21 protein-coding genes are annotated in these 24,965 nt (G+C 47.9%); 2 read left to right on the forward strand and 19 right to left on the reverse strand.

Annotated elements, in window-relative coordinates:
* Positions 1-145: 145 nt before the first annotated feature.
* The 14 genes from ACWHX8_RS16705 to ACWHX8_RS16770 all read right to left on the reverse strand — a co-directional run bounded on the left by ACWHX8_RS16705 (position 146) and on the right by ACWHX8_RS16770 (position 18,834).
* A complete protein-coding gene (locus ACWHX8_RS16705; protein WP_447968487.1) occupies positions 146-1,435 on the reverse strand; it encodes a 4Fe-4S dicluster domain-containing protein in 1,290 nt (429 codons plus the stop codon).
* 129 nt (positions 1,436-1,564) lie between these two features.
* The gene (locus tag ACWHX8_RS16710) at positions 1,565-1,963 is read right to left on the reverse strand and encodes a response regulator (protein WP_447969268.1); all 399 of its coding nucleotides are present in this window, start codon (positions 1,961-1,963) and stop codon (positions 1,565-1,567) included.
* 114 nt (positions 1,964-2,077) lie between these two features.
* Positions 2,078-5,515, reverse strand: a complete 3,438-nt coding sequence (locus tag ACWHX8_RS16715) for a molybdopterin-dependent oxidoreductase (protein ID WP_447969269.1) — start codon at positions 5,513-5,515, stop codon at positions 2,078-2,080.
* 245 nt (positions 5,516-5,760) lie between these two features.
* Positions 5,761-5,952, reverse strand: coding sequence for a hypothetical protein (locus ACWHX8_RS16720; protein ID WP_447969270.1), 192 nt, complete (start codon positions 5,950-5,952; stop codon positions 5,761-5,763).
* A 45-nt stretch (positions 5,953-5,997) separates the two neighbouring features.
* Entirely contained in the window at positions 5,998-7,959 is a 1,962-nt protein-coding gene (locus ACWHX8_RS16725; protein WP_447969271.1) for a cytochrome ubiquinol oxidase subunit I, read from the reverse strand.
* Positions 7,960-8,394: 435 nt separating this feature from the next.
* A complete protein-coding gene (locus tag ACWHX8_RS16730) occupies positions 8,395-9,018 on the reverse strand; it encodes a transaldolase family protein (protein ID WP_447969272.1) in 624 nt (207 codons plus the stop codon).
* 455 nt (positions 9,019-9,473) lie between these two features.
* Entirely contained in the window at positions 9,474-11,012 is a 1,539-nt protein-coding gene (locus tag ACWHX8_RS16735) for a sigma 54-interacting transcriptional regulator (RefSeq protein ID WP_447969273.1), read from the reverse strand.
* 210 nt (positions 11,013-11,222) lie between these two features.
* Positions 11,223-11,978: a cytochrome c biogenesis CcdA family protein gene (locus tag ACWHX8_RS16740; RefSeq protein WP_447969274.1), complete on the reverse strand. Its 756-nt coding sequence runs from the start codon at positions 11,976-11,978 to the stop codon at positions 11,223-11,225.
* A 20-nt stretch (positions 11,979-11,998) separates the two neighbouring features.
* On the reverse strand, positions 11,999-12,508 hold the full coding sequence (locus tag ACWHX8_RS16745) for a TlpA family protein disulfide reductase (RefSeq protein WP_447969275.1): 510 nt from the start codon (positions 12,506-12,508) through the stop codon (positions 11,999-12,001).
* 90 nt (positions 12,509-12,598) lie between these two features.
* Positions 12,599-13,075, reverse strand: a complete 477-nt coding sequence (locus ACWHX8_RS16750) for a DsrE family protein (RefSeq protein WP_447969276.1) — start codon at positions 13,073-13,075, stop codon at positions 12,599-12,601.
* A 157-nt stretch (positions 13,076-13,232) separates the two neighbouring features.
* Entirely contained in the window at positions 13,233-13,892 is a 660-nt protein-coding gene (locus ACWHX8_RS16755) for a response regulator transcription factor (RefSeq protein WP_447969277.1), read from the reverse strand.
* Positions 13,873-15,324 carry a sensor histidine kinase gene (locus ACWHX8_RS16760; protein ID WP_447969278.1) on the reverse strand — a complete coding sequence of 484 codons (1,452 nt, stop codon included), beginning with the start codon at positions 15,322-15,324 and terminating at the stop codon, positions 13,873-13,875. The genes ACWHX8_RS16755 and ACWHX8_RS16760 overlap by 20 nt, the downstream gene beginning before the upstream one ends.
* A 602-nt stretch (positions 15,325-15,926) precedes the next feature.
* On the reverse strand, positions 15,927-16,310 hold the full coding sequence (locus ACWHX8_RS16765) for a hypothetical protein (protein WP_447969279.1): 384 nt from the start codon (positions 16,308-16,310) through the stop codon (positions 15,927-15,929).
* Between the two features lie 256 nt (positions 16,311-16,566).
* The gene (locus ACWHX8_RS16770; protein WP_447969280.1) at positions 16,567-18,834 is read right to left on the reverse strand and encodes a sigma 54-interacting transcriptional regulator; all 2,268 of its coding nucleotides are present in this window, start codon (positions 18,832-18,834) and stop codon (positions 16,567-16,569) included.
* A gap of 548 nt (positions 18,835-19,382) precedes the next feature.
* Here ACWHX8_RS16770 and ACWHX8_RS16775 point away from each other — a divergent pair.
* Positions 19,383-19,928 (forward strand): ATP-dependent zinc protease family protein, encoded by a 546-nt coding sequence (locus ACWHX8_RS16775; RefSeq protein ID WP_447969281.1) that lies wholly within the window; start codon positions 19,383-19,385, stop codon positions 19,926-19,928.
* Between the two features lie 207 nt (positions 19,929-20,135).
* Here the strand turns inward: ACWHX8_RS16775 and ACWHX8_RS16780 are convergent, their stop codons facing one another.
* Positions 20,136-20,594, reverse strand: coding sequence for a DUF3015 family protein (locus ACWHX8_RS16780; RefSeq protein ID WP_447969282.1), 459 nt, complete (start codon positions 20,592-20,594; stop codon positions 20,136-20,138).
* 557 nt (positions 20,595-21,151) lie between these two features.
* On the opposite strand from ACWHX8_RS16780, the gene ACWHX8_RS16785 reads away from it, so the two are divergent.
* The gene (locus tag ACWHX8_RS16785) at positions 21,152-21,787 is read left to right on the forward strand and encodes a peroxiredoxin (RefSeq protein WP_447969283.1); all 636 of its coding nucleotides are present in this window, start codon (positions 21,152-21,154) and stop codon (positions 21,785-21,787) included.
* A gap of 76 nt (positions 21,788-21,863) precedes the next feature.
* On the opposite strand, the gene ACWHX8_RS16790 is transcribed toward ACWHX8_RS16785, so the two are convergent.
* From ACWHX8_RS16790 to ettA, 4 genes are all read right to left on the reverse strand, one after another.
* On the reverse strand, positions 21,864-22,208 hold the full coding sequence (locus ACWHX8_RS16790; protein ID WP_447969284.1) for a hypothetical protein: 345 nt from the start codon (positions 22,206-22,208) through the stop codon (positions 21,864-21,866).
* 79 nt (positions 22,209-22,287) lie between these two features.
* Positions 22,288-22,755, reverse strand: coding sequence for a hypothetical protein (locus ACWHX8_RS16795; RefSeq protein WP_447969285.1), 468 nt, complete (start codon positions 22,753-22,755; stop codon positions 22,288-22,290).
* A gap of 10 nt (positions 22,756-22,765) precedes the next feature.
* A complete protein-coding gene (locus ACWHX8_RS16800) occupies positions 22,766-22,984 on the reverse strand; it encodes a hypothetical protein (protein WP_447969286.1) in 219 nt (72 codons plus the stop codon).
* A 30-nt stretch (positions 22,985-23,014) separates the two neighbouring features.
* Complete coding sequence (gene ettA, locus ACWHX8_RS16805; RefSeq protein WP_447969287.1) at positions 23,015-24,700, reverse strand: energy-dependent translational throttle protein EttA; 1,686 nt, start codon at positions 24,698-24,700, stop codon at positions 23,015-23,017.
* Positions 24,701-24,965: the final 265 nt, after the last annotated feature.

The raw sequence follows: 24,965 nt of genomic DNA on the forward strand, positions 1-24,965 counted from the left end.
ATCTCTCCTGATACGTGTATATAAATGACATAAAAAAAGGGAGGCCGGGCGACAATGATAAGGAATAGACCTTTCCAATGCCGGTAGATGGAAAGCGTCGGCCGACCTCCAATCCTCTGCTACATTGCTGTCTTTGGAAAACGCCTTACAGCCAGTTGATCCGTTCCGCCGGACGGACATAGATGGGCTCTTCCACCTGCTGCCGCACCGCCTCTTTGCCCGACTTGTTAAAGCCCAACACGGTATCGTTATACATCTCAAACTTCTTCCCGTGAATCTGGGTCTCAAACACTTTCGGACCAGGGATCACATCATACCGGAACAGAATCTGCTGGCTCGCCCGCCACAACTGCAGCACCGCCAACAACTCCCGACTCGGCACCAGATACTTCTCAATCGCGTTATCCACGCCTGGCCCAAACATCTGCCGCGTATACCCCCGCGGCGCTTGCCGGGGCGGAATGTAGTACCCATTCGGCTCCGTCCCCCATTGCGGGTACAACGGCAACGCCACCTGCTCCACCCGGATCGTGTAGTACAACGGGTTCCAGCGGTCTTCCGCCCATAACCCATCTTCCCCCACCTTCACCAGGCTCTGCAAGCGAATCTTCCCCACACACGCCGACATACACCGCGTTTCCATCGGCTCGCCCCCCGTTAACGGGTCCTTGCCTTCCACTCGGGGATAACAGGCAATACACTTCTCCGTCACCCGCGTCGTCCCCCGATACATCGGCTTCTTAAACGGGCACTGCTCCACACACTTCTTGTACCCTCGGCATCGGTTCTGGTCGATCAACACAATCCCATCTTCCGGCCGCTTGTAGATCGCCTTCCGCGGGCACGCCGCCAAACACCCTGGATACGTACAGTGGTTACAGATCCGTTGCAGATAGAAGAAGTACGTCTCATGCTCCGGCAAACTACTCCCACTCATCTTCCACGGCTCTTCTTTCGTGAACCCCGTCTTATCGACGCCTTCGACCAGCGCCCGCATCGACGTCGCCGTATCTTCATAGATATTCACAAACCGCCACTCTTGGTCCGTGGGGATATACCCGATCGCCGCTTGCCCGATCTTCGCCCCCGCGTCAAAAATCGTCATCCCTTCGAACACCCCGTACGGCGCATGGTGCTTCCGCCCCACCCGCACGTTCCAGACCTGCCCCCCGGGATTGACTTGCTCAATCAACTGCGTGATCTTCACGTCGTAGAACTGCGGATACCCCCCATAGGGCTTCGTCTCCACGTTGTTCCACCACATGTACTCCTGCCCCTTCGAGAACAACCACGTCGACTTATCCGCCATCGAACACGTCTGACAGGCTAAGCACCGGTTGATATTGAACACAAATGCAAACTGCCATTTCGGATGCCGCTCTTCATACGGATACAGCATCTTCCGGCCTAATTGCCAATTATACACCTCTGGCATGATTTCCTCCGTTAGTAGCGTAAGCCAGTATTGGTTAAGGTCAAAAGTAGCATTCGTCTTATGCTACTTAATGATTACAATATTGTTACAGACAACCTGCAATAGTTTGAGAATCTGCCTTGATCATGACTAGGCGAATCCTTCATTCGAACTGTTCTTGATTGCCAATGCATCATTAACGAGCTGCACGATTCCATCAAGTTCCACGCTTTTTGCGAACACGTTCCAGGCTCCAACTTTTCTCGCAATCTCTTCATCCACCGCCCCCCGATCAACGGTTAAAATAATCGCCACGACTGAGGGTATCTGTTTTTTAATAATTGCTAAGGTTTCTAACCCACTCATCCCTGGCATCTTATAATCTAAAAGAATGACATCAGGGCATGTTTGGTGTAGCTCCATAAAACGTAAGGCTGACTCGCCAGACTCAAAGTCTCGCACCAGAAAATGTTGACGAGTAAGCCGTGTCACAATACCATGTCGAATTAACTCCTCATCGTCGACCACAAATACGCAAGGTTTTCGCATAGTCTATTAGACACTTGCGTATCAGTTTCCCCATTCACAGCGATGGATACTTGCCCCCTAGATAACTATTTTCACGACGGGGCCAGGAAACCATGCGTCCTGGCCCCTCTTCTTTTATACTTTAATTCGTATATGATCACCCTTGAGCCATTTAATCATGAACTCATTTTCCTGACCCGGCGTAAACCCGGTCCGAACCGGCTCCCATGGCCCCCGCCCGCCGATGCCACCTTCTTCCGCTTTCGTGATACGGATCAGACATTCTTTCGGCACGGTATTGACCGCATGGTGATCAATCTCAAAGCCCCATTTGAACTTCCACTTGTTCGCACTCTTGCCCGGTAATGAATCGAGCTGGTGCATCGGCATCAGCCAACTCCGCGTAAACGACTGTTGCGCTCCATACCGGAAGTTCGATTGATACCCCGTATCCATGGCAATCGCGCGCCCATCCGGCCGCGTCTCATGCCCTTTCACCGACTTGGCCGTCGACACATACGGCGCATGCTTGGCCATCGTCACGTGATACGGGAACGCCGGGTTATACTTCGCCCGAATCATCAACCGCGCCACCTTGTAGTACGGGTCACTTGGCTTCCAGCCCCGATACGGTCGATCCACCGGGTTCCCATCGACGTAGACATAGTCCCCGTCATTGATCCCCCGATCTTTCGCCGCCGCCGGGTTGATGTGCATCTGATGTTCCCCAATCCCCGGCGTCCGTTTATCCATCCGGTACGCATCGCCGAAGTTCGACTCATACATCTGCACCCAGTCGTTCACCGACCACTGACTGTGCACCCGATGCCGCGTCTTGGGCGTCACACAATAGAACTGATACCCTTTCTCCCATAACGGATTCGAGTACCGTTTGATTTCCTGCCACGGCAGCTTGATATTCCGCACCGTCTTATCGTCGTGATGCTGCGCGGTGATCGGAATCCCGTAGTCATCTGGCCGAATGTACGGATTCGACGACATAATGGCATTCGGCAGATACGGCGTCGCTTCGGTCCCTTCCCGATGTGAAATAAAGTTCTCCCCGTACTCGATGGCTTCCGGCTCCACCCGATAGGCCTCCAACCGCCCACTCCGCGTCCACTGCGGCTTACTCTCATTAATTTCCTCCCACAGTGGAACACGCGGATAGGTCCGACACATCACCATCCAGCCCTTCTCGCTCTTGAGCATCGTATCGGCGTTATAGCCGTATGTGGTTGTCCCTGCATCAAGCAATCGCTGCGCATACACATCCACCCGGTTCTCATAGACGAATTTGAAGTAATCCCGGAACCGCCCATCACCGGTGATCTCTGCCAACTTGGAAGCCACGCCAGCTACGGTATCTAAATCATTTCTGCTGTCATAGAGGGGCCGAATGCCTCCCTTCCAAATTTGCATCCATGGATTGGATACGGTTGCCGTCATTTCCGGATAGGTAAACTCCATCCAGCCATTCACCGCAAACACTACATCGGCATGATTGACATCGGAGGTCATTTCAATATCCTGAGTGACAATCGTCTCAATATGCGGATCGACATTTTTGACCATGTCATAGTGATGTTTCGAGTTATTCAAAATATTGACATTCGCCACCCACCGAAACTTACTTGGTGTGGGCATATGCGTCTTCCCGGTAAATACCCGACGGCCATACTTCGGCGTATTCACGATCAACGCCGTATCTCCATGATTCCAATAGGTTGTTTCTTCACCGTAATAATATGAGCGATAAATGACTTCCTTCCCGTGCGCATTAGGATCGGTGGTGATATTAAAGGGGTCTTCCCCTGTATGAACACCTGCCCCTGCGCCTGACCATGGCGTCGACGCCCAAATACCAACTTTATAATTTCCAGACCACGTGTGACAGCCAGTTCCAAATTTCCCCATGTTTCCTGTTAACATCAGAACCATGGCTGCCGCGCGCCCCATGCTCGTCATATGAAAATAGTGACAGACTCCTTCCCCGTTATGAATGGCTGCAGGTTTGACCGTACCGTAATCTCGCGCCCAGCGTACGACAAGGTCCTTGGGCGCACGATTAATCTGATGTACCGTATCCAAATCGTAATCTTGCAAATGCGCTTGATACATCTGGAAGATCGGCATCACATCCACTTCCCGCCCATTCAAAAGCTTCACCCGGTACGTCCCCATCAAAGCTGGATCAATTCCGCTTTGCTTAAAATGCCAGCCCACCAGTTCCCGATGAATCGGCACGGCTTGATCTCTATTGAGATCCCACACCATTATTCCGCCTAAACGAGCCACATACTCTGGCTTTAAGGCTTGGATTTTGCCAGAATACGTTTGCGAAAAATCAGGTAATTGATAGTCTTTGATTACTTCCCGAGGATCCAGATACTGCAAAGTATCCGTACGGACCAATAAGGGAAGATCAGTCGCCGACTTAATAAAACTGTCATCTTGCATATTTTCATCTAAAATGATTTTGCATGCTCCCAAAAACAACGCTCCATCGGTTTCTGGCCGAACAGGGATCCAATAATCGGCACGTTGCGCCGTGGGGTTATATTCTGGCGTGATGACCACAATACGGCCTCCCCGCTCAATACACTCCAGCTTCCAGTGAGCTTCCGGCATCTTGTTTTCGACAAAATTCTTCCCCCAACTCGTATTCAGTTTAGAAAACCGCATGTCGTTGAGATCACAATCGATAGACTGCGTCCCAGACCAATAGGGCTGTGACGGATCTTGGTCGCCGTGCCACGTGAGATTATTAAGATATCGTCCGCCTTGAGCCTTATCTGGCCCAACTTTTCTAACCCAACTATCCAGCAGTGCTCCACAGCCACCATTCATGCGGGTCACACCCATTTTTCCAATAATCCCCAAGATAGGCATCCCCGCACGAAACTTCATACAACGGACTCCAGAACCTTTGGCCATTTCAATCTGTTCTGGCGCATAGCCCTGCTCTCTGAGCCGTCTGGCCCCGGCTTCCCCACTATACCGATTGGCGATAACGATCATCGCCTTGGCGAGATAGGTGAAGGCCGTATCCCAGGACACCCGCAGCATGTCATCCAAATACCGCGCATTAAACTTATACTTTGTCATCACGTCCGGGGTGAATTCTGGACTCCCGGCATCCATCCAGGCTTTCCAACCTCGACGTATCAACGGTCCCTTCAATCGATACGGTCCATACACCCGCCGATGATAGGTATACCCTTTGAGACACATCCGAGGATTGTGCGCAAACGTCCCCCGATTGCCGTAGAGATCTTCATACGTTTGATGGTCGTAGTTCTGCTCCACCCGCATCACGATTCCGTTGCGCACAAAAGCCCGAATCCGGCACGCATGCGTATCGTTCGGCGAACAACACCACGTAAACGAGGAATCATAGCGATATTGGTCGTGATACACCCGCTCCCACGACCGGTCGGGATACTCGCCCAGGGGGTTCCCTACTTCGATAACCGGTTGCAAGGCTGTTAAGGCTAACGCCTTATCCGCCAACGCCACCGCGGCCACCGTGCCCGCTGACACCTTCATGAACTGCCGTCTCGATAAATACATGGTTCCTTCCTCCTTTAGGAATTACGCTGTTCAATTTTCCAAAATGGCAACATGCCGAAAAGATTCTGAAATACATTGAGTCACGAATCCTTGCTTCCTTTCCATTTACTAAGACAGTCAACCCCTTTCCTGCATACACACAACGTCAGCAGCGAGACGACCGCCTCTTGATAAAAGTGAATAACGATTTCATCAATCCATATGAACCATCACAGCCATGTAGTAATATTTGATGACTGCCAGTATTAGTATTCGTCATCACGACCCCACCCAAACCGCACCTGATATTGCATAAGATTAGGCCTGGCGCTCTCCTCTACTAACGTTTCGGGCGGGCAGGATAAGACGTTTGTCATTCCTAAAAGCAGTACACCAAAGAACCCGATCAACCCAAAGATCACTTCAATCTCTGGACTCCCAATTGGAAAATCAACCATGATTGACCTCCTCGACATAATGATGAGAGACATACATTCTTCACCTCAATTCCGAGCAGAAGGTTGCGGAACAAGCTCAGGGGTAGGCACGGCTTCTTGAGCCGTCACCTTCTTGTGGCCGAACGCCGCCAACCAGAACACAAACAAAATCGATATCCAAAACAACAACACATTGAACGAAATCATGTTGGCAGCAAACCCAATCGTGTGGGTATAGGCCCAAGGCGAGTTATCACGCATCACTTCATTCACATGCCAAAACAATCTGACAGATGAACGGATATAGCCCATCAAGGCCATCATCCACGTAAACTCCGTGGCCAAGGCAATCAAGGCATACTGTGAACGCGCAGGCATATCTCCCCATCTGATCGCACCGGCGACCTTGGCCCCCTTCAACATGGCAATGTTTAATGGCATCATCAAAAATAGACAGGACAGGGTGGTAACAACCTGCGGAACCGATAGACCAATCCTGACATTGGCCGGAATGTAATACCCATAAATGGCCAACCAAATAATGTTCAGACTTCCCATGACAAAGAAGCAGGTCATAAAGGTATTACCGAATTTTCGCCAAGGAACAGAGGGAATCATATTGCCGCGCTGATACCAGATAAAACTGATGATGGTTACGATAATGAGCATATTGATGCCACCATTTTTCGCGGACATCACCCCATAGTTTCCAAGAACTGGATGCTGTTGCCCTCCCATCGCTTTCAACTCGGCAGGTGTCATGACAATCGTGTGAGGGGTGATAAACACCAAGAGACCCACAATAGAGATGAATACGAGATATTTGATGTATCGTTGAAAACGTTCAGCCCCGGGCATACGACCAAAACATTGCCACAAGTAATAACTCGCACTTAGAAAGAGTGCACCAATCATCGTGGCTTGAATGATAAACAACCAGGCGAGCAAGCCTCCCATCAACGTAATCCCCATCTGCTGACGGTAGGCGTAGACTTCGCGCATCAACCAATATCCAGCGAAGGGCAACGGTATAAGGAAAATCACCGCGATAAACATCGCGACATATCCCATCCAATCGTAATGTGCACGCTCGTCGTCATTTTTCGCTGACAAAAATCGATAGGCAGCATAGGCGGCCACAACACTCCCACCAAACGCCATATTTCCAAGGATTCGATGAAAATTCAGAGGATTCCAAAGAGCCGTATGAATCGCATGCCAAATGTTTCCAAGGAAGCGTCCCTGCTCATCCACACCAGCGGGAGACATCATGAACGCAATCCATGAATTCGCCAAAAACATCAGGACGGTTCCGATCACATTCAAGACAACGGCAATCGTCAGATGAAGCCATTTCAGAATCCCATCCTTCATCCGGTCCCATCCGTAGTAATAAATGTACAGCGTTCCACTTTCAGCAACGAACAGAAGAGCATAGATATGCATGACCGGACGAAAAATGCTGGAAAGATACCCGAAAAAGGTGGGATACAGCGTGAGAAATGTAAAGAGAAGAATTCCCCCGAGAATAGCCGTCAATGAATAAGCGGTCAGGCTGATTCTAATGAAATCATAGGCGAGGCGATCATATTTTTTCGCCATAGCCTTATCTTTCGTCACCATCCCAACAAACTCAATAATCATGCAGAAGATAGGAACCGCCAAGACAAAACTTCCGTAATATAAATGCTGTTGATTGGCCACCCATATCAGAACCCGACTTTCAAAGTTGTACCGCGGATAATCTCGAGCATTATTTTCAGCTATCGGAGCGGCTTCTCCCGACACGACCCCTTCGGTTTTATAGTAGACATCACGTGCCATTTCCTGACTCTCTTCTTCAGGGTCAACACTTTCCTCAGCAGCCTCTTGCGCTGCGACCACTTCAGCGGGTGGACCACCAGCAGACCCTCCCCCACCGCCTCCAGCCATCACAGGAAATGCCATCAAAATAGGTAAGAGCAATAAACCCAGCATGGCACCCAAGACTACGACTGAGCCATTTCGCTTTAATGTTACCCGTCTCATCTATTTCCTCCTTCAACGCCACTGGTCGCAATAAATATGTTCGGCATAATTCTTCAATCACCATCCACTCAGTTGAAGAGTTCTCACGTTTCCTCAGAATTCTCGATCTATCGTGATGTAAGTATGGAATTTTGTTTCTTTCGTGGAGTTCATGCTCTTGCTCATTGCATGCGCTATACCTAAACCCATTCAATGGGCGTCAAGATAAAATCTCCAGAAAATACAGGGGAAATAACTGCTTGATCTGCACAAAAGTCCACGAAGCAAGCCATCGCCCACCAAATACCGTGGTGGGCTCGTGGGCGTTAACCGCGGTGGCCAGTGGTTAATTATTCAGATATTGTGAGATCATCACGAAGGCATTGAGAAAAAACAGAAGTGTGAGGTTTATGGAAAAACTTCTTTGCCGCTACGCTGAGACACAGCCACGTGGCTTTACAGAGTATTCTCTATGACACCAGCGTAACGAGACGTCATCAGTCTTTTCATAACAGAGAAGGGCACTCCACAAATATGACCGCCAACCGAAGCAGCCTCTACGACGTGCCGAGGGTCTTGCACACTAGCCAGAAAGATCTGCGCATCGATTCCATAATGACGAAACATAGCCACCATTTGACGAATCACATGTATTTCACAGCCTTCCACATAGCCAAGACAACCCATGAAAGATGAGACATACCATGCTCCTGCATGAGCAGCCTGCAATGCGTGAGTTGCGGAACAACAAAGCGTGACATTGACGCGAATGCCTTCAGCAGCCAACCTTTTGGTAGCCTTGAGCCCTTCTGAGGTGAAGGGACACTTCACGACAATGTTGGAATGAATATTTGCCAACTCATTTCCCTCTTTCACCAGGGCCTCTTCTTCGACACTCAATCCTCCGACGCAAATTGGCACATCCACAAGATGACAAATTTCCTGTAATCCCTCGTAAATATTGTACGCGTGAGTTTCTTTCGACACGAGATAGGCATTCGTCGTAATCCCATCAAGAATTCCGAAGTTTGCAGCCTCTTGAATTTCACGAATGTTTGCAGTCTGAAGATACACCTTCATCTATTCATTTCTTCACATATCAGAGCAACGTCCAGCTGAATCAGTTCTTGATAGCCAATTAGAGAAAGGAAACCTTTTTGCACAAGGCAACTCAACAAAGACATCACAGTAAAAACACTTCAAATTTGTTGAATCTTTAGAAGGATAGGAAAGGAACTAGCAAAAGTTTGGTGAATAGAACATCAATTTACGATAAAACATCACTTAAGATTCCTAGTCACTCCACGCCATGCATGTCCTACACCAAAAAATTAATATCCGTAGCAATATGAAATCTTATGAAAACTTTGAAAGGAATTGCTCTTTAAGTGAGAAGGACTCCATAGACAGCGCAAACGTCCCACTCAAAATGGTGGTGGATACATGACATTTGGCCACGGTTTCCCGTGGCGAGACTGCGTTGAATAGTGAGGAATATTCGAGAGAGGAGGTTAAGGGTATGCAGTAGTAATTTTCTAGTCGGACTCACGCTTTAGTTTTGTTGGACGTTGAAGACCAAGTTTTTTTATACGACTGCGCAGACTGCTAGGAGCAAGACCCAGTTGTTCTGCTGCACCGCCTGAACCTTCAATACGCCAATGCGTCGAAGCTAGCGTCTGCAATATGTGCTGGCGTTCAAAATCCATTAACCCTGAAGCTGGTTTGACAGGAGGGGTTGTGGGAGAAGGCATAAGGAGCCGCTCATCAATGTGCAACAATGATTCATGAGAGAGAATCATCGCTCGTTCAATGAGATTTTCAAGCTCTCGAACGTTTCCTGGCCAAGGGTATCGGATGAGTCTCTCCATTGACTCCGCAGCAATCTCTTTACAAGGACGCCTGAGCTTAATGCGATAATGCTCAAGAAAGTGCTGTGCCAACCCAGGGATATCTTCCGGACGGGAACGGAGCGGAGGAATCGTAATCGGGAAGACATGCAGTCGGTAGAACAAATCAGCCCGAAAGCGACCTTGCTCAACCGCTGCGGCCAAATCAGCATTGGTTGAAGCAATCAAACGCACATCGACGGGAATTGGTTGTTTGCCGCCAATACGATCGACCAGGCCATCTTGAATCACCCGCAACAATTTCGCCTGAGTTTCCAACGGCATTTCTCCAATCTCATCTAACAACAACGTTCCTCCATGCGCCAATTCAAAACGCCCTTCGCGACGAGCATCTGCCCCGGTAAACGCACCACGCTCATGCCCAAAAAGCTCACTTTCGACCAACCCAGGTGGAAACGCCGCACAATTCACTCGAATAAATGGTTTGCCTCGACGAGGACTCCAATCATGAATAGCTTGAGCCAGCAGCTCTTTTCCTGTCCCCGTTTCTCCGTTGATCAGTACGGTCGTTGTGGTCGGTGCGGCCTCTTGAGCAATCTCCATCACATATTGGAATATGTGACTCTCCCCCACCATGGCACCGAAGTGCTTGGTGAGCTTGAGTTCTTCGGCAAGGTACATATTTTCTCGTGCCAACTTCCCATGAAGTCGCTTGATCTCCTCGTATGCTTGTACATGATCAATCGCATAGGCAATTTGCATCGCCACTTGCATTAAAAACTCAAGGTCATCCTGGCTTGGATAACCAGAGTCGACACTTCCAACATTGAACACCCCCAAGCATTTTTCCTGAACGAGCAACGGAAGATTGATCATTCGTCCGAGACCTTCCTCCACGTACCACTGGTCTTCAAGAAAAACCTGCTCTTGCTTGAGATCAGGACGAACATGCATCGCCTTATGATCATAAGTCCAGCCCATTGCGCTTCCTGTTCGTGGAATTATCGTATCGCCCTGCAAGACAACTTTTGGAATATTCGTGGCCACAATATAGAACCGGAACCCATCGACGTCCCGGTCATAGAGCGTCACACTCGCTCGCGCCCAGGGCATGACATGATTGATCTGTTCAGTAATGGCCTGCCAGAGACTATTCGTATCCCGTTGCGAATTGAGCACAATCGCCACTTTGAGTAACGCCCGATAGCTGGTTTCGATTCGATTCATGGGGGATCCATTAGAATAAATAACAACCGATTCAAGCATACAAGAACGGTACCTGTCGAATAAAAAAGCTTAACCTGTAGTAGGAAAAGCGAACATTTCGCACATTCTCTCTGACAACTCGAGATGTATAGCCTATGTTCGTATGAAAAGGGGGATGACCGTTATCTGAGACAGAGTCTTGACAGCATTGCCGTGTTAATGACACTTACCTTATTGTCCGATATACCATCCAACGCCTAAACGTTCCAGGGTGCTTGTCAATCGGACGAACGCGTTAGAATAAAGCAGGATACCTACTGCAATCAATAACACTCCGCTTACGACCGAAAGAGCCTTGATATGTCGTCGGATCTTTCTGAAGTTAGACAAAAATCGTTCTAGACTCACGGCTGCAGCAAAGAGTGGTAAGCCCAAACCTAATGAATAGAAGGCCAGGAGCGTCAGCCCGTCCAGATACGTTTCTGAAGTACTCGCATACAATAATATGGTACTCAAGATAGGGCCAATACAGGGGGTCCAGCCTGCTGCAAAGGCGACACCGATCAGAAATGAACCCCCATACCCCAATGGACGGGTATGGAAGTGTAAACGTTTTTCAGTCGTCAACCAGCTAAACTTAAACATACCAAGCACATAGAGTCCCATCAGAATAATCAGAACTCCTCCAACCTTTCGAAGATACTCCTGATATTCAAATAACCATTGACCCAACAGACTCGCCGATGCTCCCAAAACAATAAAGATGGAAGAAAACCCTGCGATAAACAGCAAAGAATTCAAGATGATAGATTTTCGAAACTGTTCGCGCTTTGTGGACATTTGAAGCTGTTCAACGGATAGACCGGTGACATAGGAAATATACGAAGGCACAAGAGGCAGTACGCACGGAGATAGGAAGGACAAAAACCCGGCTCCAAACGCAGCCAATAGGGTGATCTGTGGAATCTGAGCAGAAGATTCAATCATGGAAATACTGTTTTCACTCTCTAACGCATGCTTTTTAGGAATGCCCGATACTGCGGATTCTGATTAAGGCCAGCTCCAAAGTGCGCCAAGACTAGATCACCCTGTTCATTCATCACGACAAATGTCGGAGTCGCGCTAACACCAAACTTTTGGGCAATTCGATCCTCCTGATCATAGGCGGTTGGAAAAACAAACGTATCAGGGTTGGCCTTGACGTACTCTTGGACATTGGCACGTGTATCCGCAAAGGCAATGGTCAAGATACGAAGTTGTTTCGGTTTATTCTCCTGATAAAACTTTGCCAATACCGGCAATTCTAGTTGACAGAAATGGCACCATGGCACCCAAAACACCAACAACGTCGGCTGCCCACGTAATGATGCGTTGTTGTAGCGTTGCCCATCGAAGGTCTCAATTTCAAATTCCGGAGCTTCTACGGATGACGCAGCATTGGCAACAGAAGTCAAGAAAACCAGACTGACCAGGACAACCATGAGACGCAAAGCCATTTCATGAATGCTACTGCCCACAGTTCCCTCGTGGGAGCCTGCATGGCTCCCACGAAGTGAGGTTTTGTGAGTTACTATCTGCTTACAACAATCATATGTCATCATTCATCCTCACGGTTTAATATATACATATCCCTCACGTTGCAGATCAGCAATGCGCTTGACAGCAACTGGATGTTCCGTAGGAATAAATCCAGCAACTAATTTTTCTAACGGAGTCCCAAATAGTTTCATCGAAACCTGACACATCTCAGCGGTTGCTCCTTTATCCAGAACCATCTTAATCTTGTCTTTCAGATCTTGATCAGCATTGGCATTTTCAAAGAGTTTCAACGCTGGTCCGTGAACCACTAACACCACATCAATGTTATCGGGACCCCCTTCAGCTTCAATATGTTTATTAATGAGCGCCAGCGCGTATTTCGCAACGGCTGGATCGGGGCCGTTGACTTGATAGACGACCTTCATTTTACCCTTTCCGCCTGTTTCACTCGCCTGGGTCACGCTGGCTCCAATGAGCAACGAACACACCAGGGTTAGAACCATTGCGAAAAACCCTACAAAAGATTGTGGGTGCTTGATAAACATGATGACCTCCTTTTGGTAAGCCTGATGGTAAACGAAATTGCCACCATCTACGAATCAATCATGTCAACACTATAGCCTTGAAGAAGATGGACCGGTAGGTGAGAACGCCTGGAGAACCAAAACTTTTATGCCCGTACACAGTTAGGGGTGAATACCCCTATTGGGGAAATCGGCGGGCAAATAGCGCAGCGGCTTGAGAACGGCGGGTGACATTGAGTTTTTGAAAAATATTCTCGAGGTAGTGGCCAACAGTCTTATCACTTAAGTCCATCACCATAGCGATTTCTTTATTGGTCTTCCCCTCCGCGACAAAAGCTAAGACTTTCTTTTCTTGCGGAGATAAATTTCCACTTTTGTCTTCAAGTGCCGCATCCGAAAGGGATTTCATTTTTGCGAGCACGCGTTGCGTGACTGCTGGATCAAGGATGGATTGTCCTTCCGCGACAGTTTTGACGGCTCGAATTAATTCCTCCCCGCCAATCTCTTTTAAAAGAAACCCATCAGCCCCTGCCATGATAGTCGCCAGCACAGCTTCCTCATCAGCAAAAGACGTCAAGAATAACACTCGTGTGTTCGGCAAGGTGCTCCGAATTTCATGACAAGCCTCAATACCACTGCCATCCGGCAATCGAACATCCATCACAATCACCTCGGGCTTGAGTCGGGTGGCTTCCGAGATGGCCGACGCTTTATCTCCTGCCTCGCCGACCACCTGAATCCCCTCAGTCTCGCCAAATAATGTTCGCAAACCGAGACGAAGCACTTCATGATCATCCACAAGTAGAAGACGGACGGGATTAGACTGGTGCTGAGACATGACTTCCTTTCTTAAGAATTTCAAAGATGATTCGAGTGCCCTTATTTCTCTCAGATCGTACCTCAAGCCTGGCACCAAGTCGCCTCGAACGCGCAGCCATGTTTCGTAAACCATATCCATGCCTCTCGTCATCCGCGGGGTCAAAGCCAAAACCGTCATCTTTGACTTCTACACGAACAATCTCATTCTGAACGTGAAGGGACACTGATCCGGATTTGGCTCCGGCATGTTGAAGACTATTACTCATCGCTTCTTTGATGACATAGAGCACGTGCGTTCTCTCATCTGGAGTCAGGAGTGTGGTCGCGGCTTGATCAACGTGCATACGGAAGTGAATGGGAGCAGAATGGTTCATCGTACGCACCAGCGATGCGATCGCTTCTTTCAATGGTGGGAAATTTTCAGACTCAGCTTCTGTACCGCTAATATAATTCCGGAGGTCTCGAATCACTAATTTAAGATCCGCAATCACATCACCAATTGTACTGATCGCTTCTTTTGGATTTTTGGGAATAAGACGCTGACAGCGTTCGAGACTCAGCCCGAGTGTAAACATCGATTGGATTGCGCCATCATGAAGATCCTCTGCCAACCGTTCGCGCTCCTCCAACACTTCACGCAGTTGCTGCTCGCTTCGACGGACTGATTCCTCAGCCTGTAAGGTCTGAACCAGTGAAATCTGCAAATCGGAGAAGGCATTGAGATAACCATGTCCAACATACCCCATAACCAAGAAGTAGGCCATAAGACGAAGCCAGTGCCAATACCACCATGGTCCATCCCAGATAGTCGAGTAGGTGAACATCAGTTCGGCGAGGCCGAACATGAGCGCGAGGCATGCGAACATGACATCTTCTAATTGACGGGTGCTTCGGTAATCCAACAGGAAATACACAGCCCCGGCGAGGAAGAGCATGCAAGCGATGCTTTTCGGTGCGATGGCCGTTGGGGTAAATTCGCCCTGGCGAATCAGGACGGGAAGTTGTTCCGCAAATCCTAGTATCCAGATACCAATTGCCAGGGTTCCTCCAGCGATCAACCACAGCATAGTTGACTCGCTCATCTTCCTTTTCTCTGCTGTTCGAAGCCAGACGAGCGAAAACCCAATCCCTCCAAAGAGACTTGCCATATTACGTAAGAGGACGAACCCATCCCCAGGTGTCGAAAGAGCATGAAATACTTCTAGGAGGCCCATCGCAAGAAAACCTCCCGCCACCGCATGAAACTTTTCTCTGTCATGCTTCTTGGTGCTATGGAGTAACACAATCGCCATGGCGATGGCGGTCAGTCCACCAAGCGCCTCTATGGTGGAATGGAGCGGTTCATGTTGCCAGCGCCAGCCTGGCAAGAGAATAGGAAGAATCAGACTGATTAAGAGTACAGCAAGACTACCACCACAGATCACCAGATAGAGGGAGAATGCTCTCATCATCTTCCTTTCATCATCTATCTTTCCAGTCGAACAAGGTTCTGTCTAGGAACATCAAGTCCAACAGAACAGTATGGACAGTATAAAATACGCCACTTTATACTTTCTCTCCCTCCTGAACAAACACATAGCCTGGAAACAGACTGATCCAAATTTCACGAATCTCTTCAAACATGAACTGGCTACTATAGCGAAACCAAATAACTTCCAGCCGAATGTACATCATGTACACAGCGCAACAACACACGTCGTACAGACGGAAGTATATTGGAACGGCTATAGGCCGATATTGGGCATACAGCACTGCGCATGTGAGAAAAAGAGAAGATTGGAAGGCTACAATCTACAGATAAGTTTGGATTGCAGAAGATTTGAACGAGGTTGGAAAATAGCGTAGCGCCTTAATTTCCACGTTTAATCATTGGACGACAAAAGACTGATTGACGAAATTCATCGTTCTCATGTGATCTCAGTCACACAGAATTAAGGGCTCTGTTGGAGGAAAATGAGAGGATATCTGTCTATGACTTGATTATTGCCAGGAATGGTGGAGCCCTGATCTTTGATCGGGCTCCATGAATCCGAGAGAAGAATGTTAGACAGGATTAGGAGTCTTCTTGGTTGTCGTGCTGAGAAGCGACCATCTCATGAGCTTGCTGTTCGTGCCAGACAATCTTGTCGACTATCTGCCTTAACTCATTGACTAATTTCCCCTTCCACAGTCTCAACCCTTGGCGCTTAAATCCTTTGGTGTCCAGGTAGGGTTTTTGAGAGAATTTATCGATTTTCGTTTGAAGTTCGTCAATTTTTGCTTCAAGACCTTCAACTTTCTCTTTGGCAACCCTGGCTTTCTCAACGTGATTCTCTGCAGACCATGTCTTCATGGTCTGATGATTCTCAATATTAAATGGAGTGTTTCCTGCCAAGGTTATTGACGGCCCGACTCCGAAACCCACAACTAGAATGAGGCTCATTATTAAGGTTTTCATATTTGTACTTCCTTTCATTATTCTACTCATACTTAGCCGACAGCCCACTGAATGTTATGTCTTCTCTTCTCAAAGTATTACAATTTGAGTACCAACTATTAAGTTCAATGAAAACAACTAATTATACAAAATAATCTATAATAATACTGTAACGGTGATACACGTAAAGTTACACATATGTAACGAATATGCATCATCTGTTTCACGCAATGATTTTATATGAATTCAGAGAAAGGAGGCAGGTAATTCTGAAGTATTACTTAATCCCCAGGCGAGAGAGGCGACGGTAGAGGGTAACTCGACTGATTCCAAGGAGTTTGGCTGCGGCACTCCGATTCCCTCCCGTTTTCTCCAGCGCAGAAAGAATGGGGTCGCCCTGATCTTCTATTGGCGCATTTTTCCCACGCGCAAGCCTGGGCGGCACATCTTGCTGATCAAGAACTTCCGGAGGAAAGTCATGGGGCTGCAAGATAGGCCCACGAGAACGAATCACCCCAAACTCGATGGCATGTTGGAGTTCTCGAACATTTCCTGGCCAATCATGCGAGACAAGCAGACGCACCGCCTCATGACTAATTTGATTCACAGGACGGCCCGTGGTTGCCTGACATTGCCCTAAGAAAAAACTCGAGAGAAGTGGAATATCTTCTCGTCGTTCCCGCAACGGGGGCAACAGCACTCGCCCAACGCGAATTCGATATAAAAGATCAGCGCGAAACTCTCCTGCTTCGACATCGTCGGCTAAATGATGATGTGTGGCTGCAATAACGCGTACGTTAATCTTTCGAAGCTTGGACTCGCCCAAACGCGTCACTTCACGCTCCTGCAACACGCGGAGCAGACTAGTCTGGATCGATAAAGGAATATCACCGATTTCATCGAGAAACAGCGTCCCACCTTCCGCCGCTTCGAACAAACCTGTCTGATCCGAAACGGCACCAGTAAATGCCCCTCGCTTGTGCCCAAAGAGTTGACTGGCCACAAGCGATTCGGTGAGACCCGCACAATTCACGGCGACAAAGGGCATATCTTTCCGATGACTGGTGCGATGAATGGCACGGGCCACCAACTCTTTTCCTGTTCCAGTCTCTCCTTCGATCAACACCGTGGAATCCACACGCGCCAACTCATGAATCTGTTGAAATACCGCCTGCATGCCTTGACTCTTTCCAATCAAATCCTGAAATTTTCCACTTTCACCAAGAAGCCGGCGTAAATTCTCCACTTCTGACGTATCATACAAGTAGAAGATTTTCTGCTGTGAATCCCGTGGATCGTCACAAATATCTACATTGGCCCAACTGATACGTCCTCCGGGCACATTCGGCATTTTCACGAGCATGCTTTCACGTTTCTGCGGTGATTGCTGCACGATTTCTTCAAGACGCGCAAGAGACTCTGCATCGCCAAAGAGTTCTTTCCACTGTTTTCCCACACATTGTTCAGACCGTTTTTGACATAACTGTTGAGCGGCGCGATTGAGAAAAAGAATCGTGCCTGAACGATCCGTGAGCGCTACGCCGATGGAAAGTTGATTCATCATCGCCTGAAGATCGTCATGACTACGTTGGAGTTTGCCAATAACCTGCTCAAGACGCGACTCGATTTCCGTACGTTGTGCGATTTCTTCCGTCAATAAATCATTTGCCTGATGAAGTTCACTCGTCCGCTCTTTCACACGCGCCTCCAACTCATCATGCGCATTCCGAAGTGCGGCTTCTGTCTCTTTCAACACAGAAATATCTTTAGCAAAGGTGGCAATGCCTGTGGGTTGCCCCTCTTCATCCGTGAGTAACGAGAGGGTAATCAGCACCGGAAGACGCTTCCCATCCTTCGATTGTCGAACACCAGAAACATTTCGAACAACCTGTCCCTGTTGACAACGCATTCGCTGGCCTTGCACCTGAGGGTGTTCCTCTGGAGGGACCAGAACCGTGATAGGCTGCCCAATCAATTCGGCAGCGTTCCACCCATACGCACGTTCTGCTTCGGGATTCACCGATGTCACCACTCCTGCGAGATCTTCAAGAATAATGGGGTCCGTCGCATCCCGATAGACTTTAGAGAGCCCACGCAAGGCATCACTTGATCGCTTTCGATCCAAATGAATCGTGAGCATTTCCGCCAACGAGTCAATGAGGTTTCGCTCTTCGGCAAGAAAAGGGCCCTCGACTTCTAGAGGTCGCTCTTCAAGGTACACCACTTCAAGCGACCCAAAAATATCCCCCTGACAAACGAAATCAGCATGTTGCACCCAGGGCGTCGCCTGATAGTTCGGCGTGGCAATCTCGACCTCACCAAATCGTATTCGTGCAGCAGTAATTTCCGGGTATTGCCAGGAGGCGGGAAGCAGGGCCACCATCTTTGCCAAGAGTTCTTCCGTCGACCCACCATCCTCTTGGAACAGCCGAGCCGTCGAATGCAACGCTGAGAGCTCTTTAACACGCTCCCCTAAATGATGAAGCGTTTCCTGAAGTTGCTCAGCGGTCCCTGAGGTCTCATCTTCTGGTGTGAAGCTTGACATAATATGGTAAATATAAAAATATAAAGGAGGAGAACGGAGCGCTCAAGTTTACAACAAATATACAGAGAAGTTCACATCAAAAACTGTGAGATCTCACCAATTTCTGTAGATCCCGCACACACGTATGGCAACAATCACTCATCACTCTTCACTCTTCCAACATGATGAACAGGAAAGCCTTCCAACACATAGACATTCTTTGATTATGAGTAAAATTTTTGTCCGTTGAGCTAAATTTCCTGACTCGGTATAAGCGGGAGATCACAAATAGCGTTCTGTGCATCACATTTGCCTGACGTGTGTACATGGAATTTCAGTTTATGGTAATTCTTTTTCTCATGAGCGATGCAACATCATCAGTGCCTATGACCCGATGATGGTCTTTGGCACTAAACTGAAGCGCATGGCAAAATGAAGTCGAAAACATGGGATACAAAACCGAAGTCGTTGCATTTCCACTCTGAATCAGAGTTAAATTTACCAATTTTTGAATTTATGAACGTTTCTCTTTTTAATTTATAGGTATATTTAAGGAGGTTTTTGAGTCAATGAATACTATCCTGGCATCGATTTCCCGTTCCGTAACATTTAAAGCCTTATTCTCTTTTTCTTGTTTAATTTTGACGGTTGGCTATTCAGATACACTGCTGGCATCAGAAGCATTAGTGAAAGCAGGCTGGATCGAAGAAGTACGTATTTTCCCCGGAAACTTGCGGATGGTGGCCAAACTCGACACGGGAGCGGAAAGTGCCTCCATTCATGCTGAAGATATTGATCAATTTGAACGTGACGGGAAACCATGGGTTAAATTTACCGTCACAGATCGAAGCAACAAAAACCTGACCCTTGAGCGTGAAATCAAGCGAATCGTGAAGATCAAACGGCACAAACAGAAATCAGCAGAACGACCCGTCGTTCTATTAGACATCTGCCTTGGCGACACCCATAAGGAAGCCGAGGTAAACTTGGCTAATCGCAGTAATTACGAATATGAACTTTTGATTGGACGAGTGTTTCTCAACCAGCATTTCACCATCGACCCCTCGTCGAAACGCACCCTTGAACCAAACTGCAAAAAATCTTCATCAAAGTAAAGTTTTAGCAATCAGAAGTCCTATCACACTTTCTCACCTTCGATTGCTCACGAAGATTGGGTGCACGTAGAACCGACGTATCACCAAACGATAACACCTCAAAACAGAAAAGGCTCCGGCAAGTGAATGCCGGAGCCTAAAAAGTATCCACAACCTAACGACGAATGCTGAGTGTATGCTGTGCCATGAATCATGGCGCAGGGTTCATTACTTCGCCGCTATTTGCACGGATAGGGCTTGCGCTATGTCTTGAGATCCGAAATCCGCCAATTGCATAAGCCCGTCATTGGTGATCCCGTCCTCATCGCTAACAAGCCACTCATAGTGTGATTGCGCAAAGACAGTGAACTCATCATGCCGTTGTGGAGGAACTTCCAACAACGCTTCAAGCGAAGCCAGATACTCCCCCCCTCCCTGAGCCACATCTTGCTGTACATTCCTTGCATTGTGCTTGGCAAACATTCGAATTTTTTTGGCACGAGCTTCGGCCGAAGAATGGCCGCCGCTACCTGAGGTGCTGGAAAGAATATCAGTCGTCGCATGCGTCACAGCATCGCTGATCTGCACGGCGGTGTCCGTCGTCGCTTCAAGAATCAAACACGCATTCAAGCTTAGTCCCATCACGCACACCATACTTAATAGAAATAATTTCCTCACATTCAACATAATCTTCCTCCTCATTATTGTATGAATAAATGGCACAGCGGTATGAATATGTCAGTATTCCTCATAACCAACCCAAGTCCCAATACGAGAGTTTGAGGCATGTCCCCATCGCTCAAAATAGCTCAATCAGACTACAGCCAACAAGTAACATACCAACAACCACAGTATCTTTCATTAGATAAAAAGCAAGGATCTTCGTGACTCTTGTCTAGAAGAGGCAATTTCAAGAACTATGTATCTATACAACCGTTAATAAATGATGAATCTTGACACTATGCATTTATTCCCTTCACTGGAAAGGAAAGGCAGCAAAATACTTAAACCCAGTGCTTCACTGGGACCAATGTTATATCCTCATATCCAAGTCGACCAGCTCTGCAAAGCCTGCCCAGCAGGCAACACATTGCTTAGTTGACCATCTTCTGTGACATGACGTAGACTTCTACCTAGCAATATGAGTAGCGGATCCGTAAATCATCCGAGCCCCTACCTCAGAGGAAAACTCTCATTCAGCACGAGGACCTTATCCATCCACTTCCTATCAAGCGAGGCACATTATGGCACTGCGATTAGGCGATGAAGCACCGAATTTTACAGCGGAAACCACGGAAGGTAGCGTTAATTTCCATGAATGGCTTGGCAACGGGTGGGGCATTCTTTTTTCTCATCCCAAGGACTATACGCCGGTCTGCACCACTGAACTCGGTACGATGGCCAATATGAATGATGAGTTCAAGAACCGTAATGTCAAAGTGTTGGCAATTAGCGTCGATCCACTTGACTCTCATAAAGGGTGGGTGAACGATATAAATGAAACTCAAAACTGTACCGTCAGCTATCCTATTATTGCGGACCCTGAAAAAAAGGTCGCCAATCTGTATGACATGATTCACCCGAATGCGTTAGACAACATGACTGTGCGTTCGGTATTCGTGATCGGACCTGATAAAAAAATCAAACTAACCTTAACGTATCCGGCCTCGTGCGGAAGAAATTTTGCTGAATTGCTTCGCGTGATCGACTCACTACAACTAACAGCTCAACACAAAGTAGCGACGCCAGCCAACTGGAAAGATGGCGAAGATTGCATCATTACCCCGGCTGTGACTGATACAGAAATTCCCTCCCTCTTCCCGAAGGGCCACCGCGTCGTGAAGCCGTATCTGCGGTACACTCCGCAACCTAACAAGTAAGAAATTTAGGCAGTGAAACAAAAAAAGAGCCGCGTAACAGCGGCTCTTTTTTTCTGTGTTCCCTCTATGAACGCATTTACTGCTGATGAGTCTCGAACAGAGAAATCTTCATTTGATAGACACGACGACACGGACGACATCGAAACTGGACGACATCTGATTTGACATCCACTTGACTCACACGCAAATCAACGGAGTGGTCTGCCATGCATTGCCCTAGACTCTCAGCCGCACCAACATCCGTGAACGGTTCGTCTCCAATTTGACTTTGACACATGGTCACCTGCAGGCGATGCCGCATATGACAATTGTCACAAAAAATACCAACTTTTTCTGGAAGTGCAACCATTTTGACATTCAAAGACAATGGATGCACAGCAAAACATTGTTGAATAAATGCCGGACTTTTAAAAACGGGCATACACCAATTCCTGTAACCTCAGATGGTTTTTTGATCGCTAAAAAGAAGGATTTCCTTCAGCAAACCCTCACGGAACGTCTCACCGCTCACGACTCCCAAACGGATCTTCCTTTTTTTTCAATTGACAAAACTGACGCGTCCACTCTCTGAGTATCCGTTCCTCATCAAACAAGAGTTCATAACGCAGACAGACAATACGTTCTCGCGGGGCGCCGTCCTGATCCCCTTTTCCAACTAAAGAGGCAACAGCCTCACCAACATCGGCCACACCAGATCCAAAGCCCTTTAAACCGGAAGGATCAAGTTCGCCTTCAGGAATAGCCACGCGATAGACCCACGTAGTTTTTTTATCCAACAACGACTGTTCGACCATATGTGGTTTGCCAAACTTTTCGCGGATATCGAATTGCGTCAAGTCGTCTACGGCACTATCGAAATAGCGGTCACGCCAATGTGTGCAACTCGTCAAGAGACATCCGGCCAATACGACAACACCAAATTTTAATAAGGCAGTCAAAGTCTTTGAACGCACGAACATACTACGCATCAGTGTTTCTTCACAGCTTTGGATCTTTCTTGTCTTCAGTCGCTCGCATGAACGATCGGATTAACGCGAATAATTGAGCGACCATCCCTGTGACGATCAAGCCCAATGCCGTTGGGAGCCACATCGAATCAGGATAATCAAGACCATGCATCCCTAAGACAAATCCAAGTGCAATACAGATAATTCCGACAGTCCGAGCGATAAGCACTTCTGGTCGTTGTCCAAGCATCCCATTCGTCATTTCAACAATGGAGTAGGCCTACCCTTTGGTTAACTTTCGATAGCGAATTCGATGGGGCCGCTCAGCCGACTTCCCCAAACGCCTTTTCCGATCCGTCTCATACTCACTATAATTACCTTCATACCATACCACTTGGCTATCGCCTTCGAATGCCAAAATATGTGTCGCAATACGGTCGAGAAACCAGCGATCATGACTGGTGACGACGGCACAACCCCCAAATTGCTCCAAGCCTTCTTCCAATGCACGGAGCGTATTCACATCAAGATCATTCGTAGGTTCATCGAGCAACAACACATTGGCCCCCTCTCTCAGCATTCTCGCCAAATGCACACGATTCCGTTCACCGCCAGAAAGATCTTTGACCTTCTTCTGTTGATCAGATCCCGCAAAGTTAAACCTCGACACATAGCCTCGCGAATTGACTTCGGCTTTCCCTAACATAATGGTCTCTTGCTCATCGGAGATGATTTCCCACACCGTACGATTGGCATCAAGCGTTCGATCTTGATCCACATACCCAAGCGTCACAGTCTCACCTATGGTAAATTCACCCGCATCGGGCTTTTCGGCTCCCATGATCATCCGAAACAACGTGGTTTTTCCAGCACCATTCGGCCCAATTACCCCCACAATCCCTCCTCGAGGCAATGTAAAGGAGAGATCTTCAAAGAGATTTTTCTCGCCAAACGCCTTGTGAAGTCCCTTGGCTTCAATGACCACATCTCCTAATCGCGGACCAGGCGGAATATAGATTTCAAGGTCCTGACTTTGTCGATCTTGCTCTTCACTCACAAGTTCTTCGTAACGCGTCACGCGAGCCTTTCCCTTTGCCTGTCGGCCTTTGGGAGACAGGCGAATCCACTCTAACTCACGCTCAAGAGTTTTCCGCCGTTTGGACTCCGTCTTTTCCTCTTTTTCCAATCGATCTTGTTTCTGTTCAAGCCACGAAGAATAATTGCCTTGAAACGGCATGCCATGGCCACGATCCAATTCCAAAATCCACCCCGCAACATTATCCAGAAAGTATCGATCATGGGTCACGGCAATAACCGTTCCCTTATACTGCTGCAAATGCTGCTCTAACCATTGCACAGATTCTGCATCAAGATGGTTAGTGGGCTCATCCAGCAACAAAATATCTGGCTCTTGAATCATCAAGCGGCAGAGAGCCACACGACGACGCTCCCCTCCGGAAAGCTTTTCAACTACCGAGTCCGGTGGAGGACACCGCAGCGCATCCATCGCAATTTCCAACTCATGTTCAAGCTCCCATCCGTTGACTGCTTCGATCTTTTCTTGTAACTGCGCTTGTTTATCAATCAACTTTTCCATCTCGTCAGATGAAAGTTCTTCCGCAAATCGATTGCTAACGGCTTCATATTCCCGCAAGAGTCCAATGACCTCGGCTCTCCCTTCCTCCACGACTTCTTTAACGGTTTTTCCAGGATCGAGCTGGGGTTCCTGTTCAAGCAGTCCTACGGAATAGCCTTTCGAAAACGTGATCTCTCCAAGATAATCCTTGTCAAGCCCGGCAATAATCCGCAGCAACGTACTTTTCCCAGATCCGTTCAGTCCTAAGACCCCTATTTTAGCTCCATAATAGAATGACAAATAAATGTCTTTGAGAACCTGTTTTTTGGGTGGGTGCACACGACCCACGCCAATGAGCGAAAATATGACCTGTTTCTCATCTGTACTCATCCTATTGTTTTCCTTTAGCGATTGCGGGTTAAGAAACGGAGCAAGCACTCCGGGCCCCAACCTTACCAAAGGCGATGGCGGGATCACAAACGCAAGCTGGCATCATCGGACTTCGAAACCTCGTGACCCACGGCCCGTACTTGTGGTACACCATGAGATAGGGGAATCATGCATAGAATGTAAAAATGTAATATCGAACTCAGAGCGTTTTCCACAATTTTTCATTTTGCCATTTTCACTTTTCAACTTACCAGTTACGTGTATG

The organism is Nitrospira sp. M1, assembly GCF_965152605.1.

What these genes read in the sequence shown, in the direction of transcription:
- ACWHX8_RS16705 (WP_447968487.1), bottom strand. Translation starts at nt 1,435, where the DNA reads ATGCCAGAGGTGTATAATTGGCAATTAGGCCGGAAGATGCTGTATCCG.
- ACWHX8_RS16710 (WP_447969268.1), bottom strand. Translation starts at nt 1,963, where the DNA reads ATGCGAAAACCTTGCGTATTTGTGGTCGACGATGAGGAGTTAATTCGA.
- ACWHX8_RS16715 (WP_447969269.1), bottom strand. Translation starts at nt 5,515, where the DNA reads ATGTATTTATCGAGACGGCAGTTCATGAAGGTGTCAGCGGGCACGGTG.
- ACWHX8_RS16720 (WP_447969270.1), bottom strand. Translation starts at nt 5,952, where the DNA reads ATGGTTGATTTTCCAATTGGGAGTCCAGAGATTGAAGTGATCTTTGGG.
- ACWHX8_RS16725 (WP_447969271.1), bottom strand. Translation starts at nt 7,959, where the DNA reads ATGAGACGGGTAACATTAAAGCGAAATGGCTCAGTCGTAGTCTTGGGT.
- ACWHX8_RS16730 (WP_447969272.1), bottom strand. Translation starts at nt 9,018, where the DNA reads ATGAAGGTGTATCTTCAGACTGCAAACATTCGTGAAATTCAAGAGGCT.
- ACWHX8_RS16735 (WP_447969273.1), bottom strand. Translation starts at nt 11,012, where the DNA reads ATGAATCGAATCGAAACCAGCTATCGGGCGTTACTCAAAGTGGCGATT.
- ACWHX8_RS16740 (WP_447969274.1), bottom strand. Translation starts at nt 11,978, where the DNA reads ATGATTGAATCTTCTGCTCAGATTCCACAGATCACCCTATTGGCTGCG.
- ACWHX8_RS16750 (WP_447969276.1), bottom strand. Translation starts at nt 13,075, where the DNA reads ATGTTTATCAAGCACCCACAATCTTTTGTAGGGTTTTTCGCAATGGTT.
- ACWHX8_RS16755 (WP_447969277.1), bottom strand. Translation starts at nt 13,892, where the DNA reads ATGTCTCAGCACCAGTCTAATCCCGTCCGTCTTCTACTTGTGGATGAT.
- ACWHX8_RS16760 (WP_447969278.1), bottom strand. Translation starts at nt 15,324, where the DNA reads ATGATGAGAGCATTCTCCCTCTATCTGGTGATCTGTGGTGGTAGTCTT.
- ACWHX8_RS16765 (WP_447969279.1), bottom strand. Translation starts at nt 16,310, where the DNA reads ATGAAAACCTTAATAATGAGCCTCATTCTAGTTGTGGGTTTCGGAGTC.
- ACWHX8_RS16770 (WP_447969280.1), bottom strand. Translation starts at nt 18,834, where the DNA reads ATGTCAAGCTTCACACCAGAAGATGAGACCTCAGGGACCGCTGAGCAA.
- ACWHX8_RS16775 (WP_447969281.1), top strand. Translation starts at nt 19,383, where the DNA reads ATGAATACTATCCTGGCATCGATTTCCCGTTCCGTAACATTTAAAGCC.
- ACWHX8_RS16780 (WP_447969282.1), bottom strand. Translation starts at nt 20,594, where the DNA reads ATGTTGAATGTGAGGAAATTATTTCTATTAAGTATGGTGTGCGTGATG.
- ACWHX8_RS16785 (WP_447969283.1), top strand. Translation starts at nt 21,152, where the DNA reads ATGGCACTGCGATTAGGCGATGAAGCACCGAATTTTACAGCGGAAACC.
- ACWHX8_RS16790 (WP_447969284.1), bottom strand. Translation starts at nt 22,208, where the DNA reads ATGCCCGTTTTTAAAAGTCCGGCATTTATTCAACAATGTTTTGCTGTG.
- ACWHX8_RS16795 (WP_447969285.1), bottom strand. Translation starts at nt 22,755, where the DNA reads ATGCGTAGTATGTTCGTGCGTTCAAAGACTTTGACTGCCTTATTAAAA.
- ACWHX8_RS16800 (WP_447969286.1), bottom strand. Translation starts at nt 22,984, where the DNA reads ATGCTTGGACAACGACCAGAAGTGCTTATCGCTCGGACTGTCGGAATT.
- ettA (WP_447969287.1), bottom strand. Translation starts at nt 24,700, where the DNA reads ATGAGTACAGATGAGAAACAGGTCATATTTTCGCTCATTGGCGTGGGT.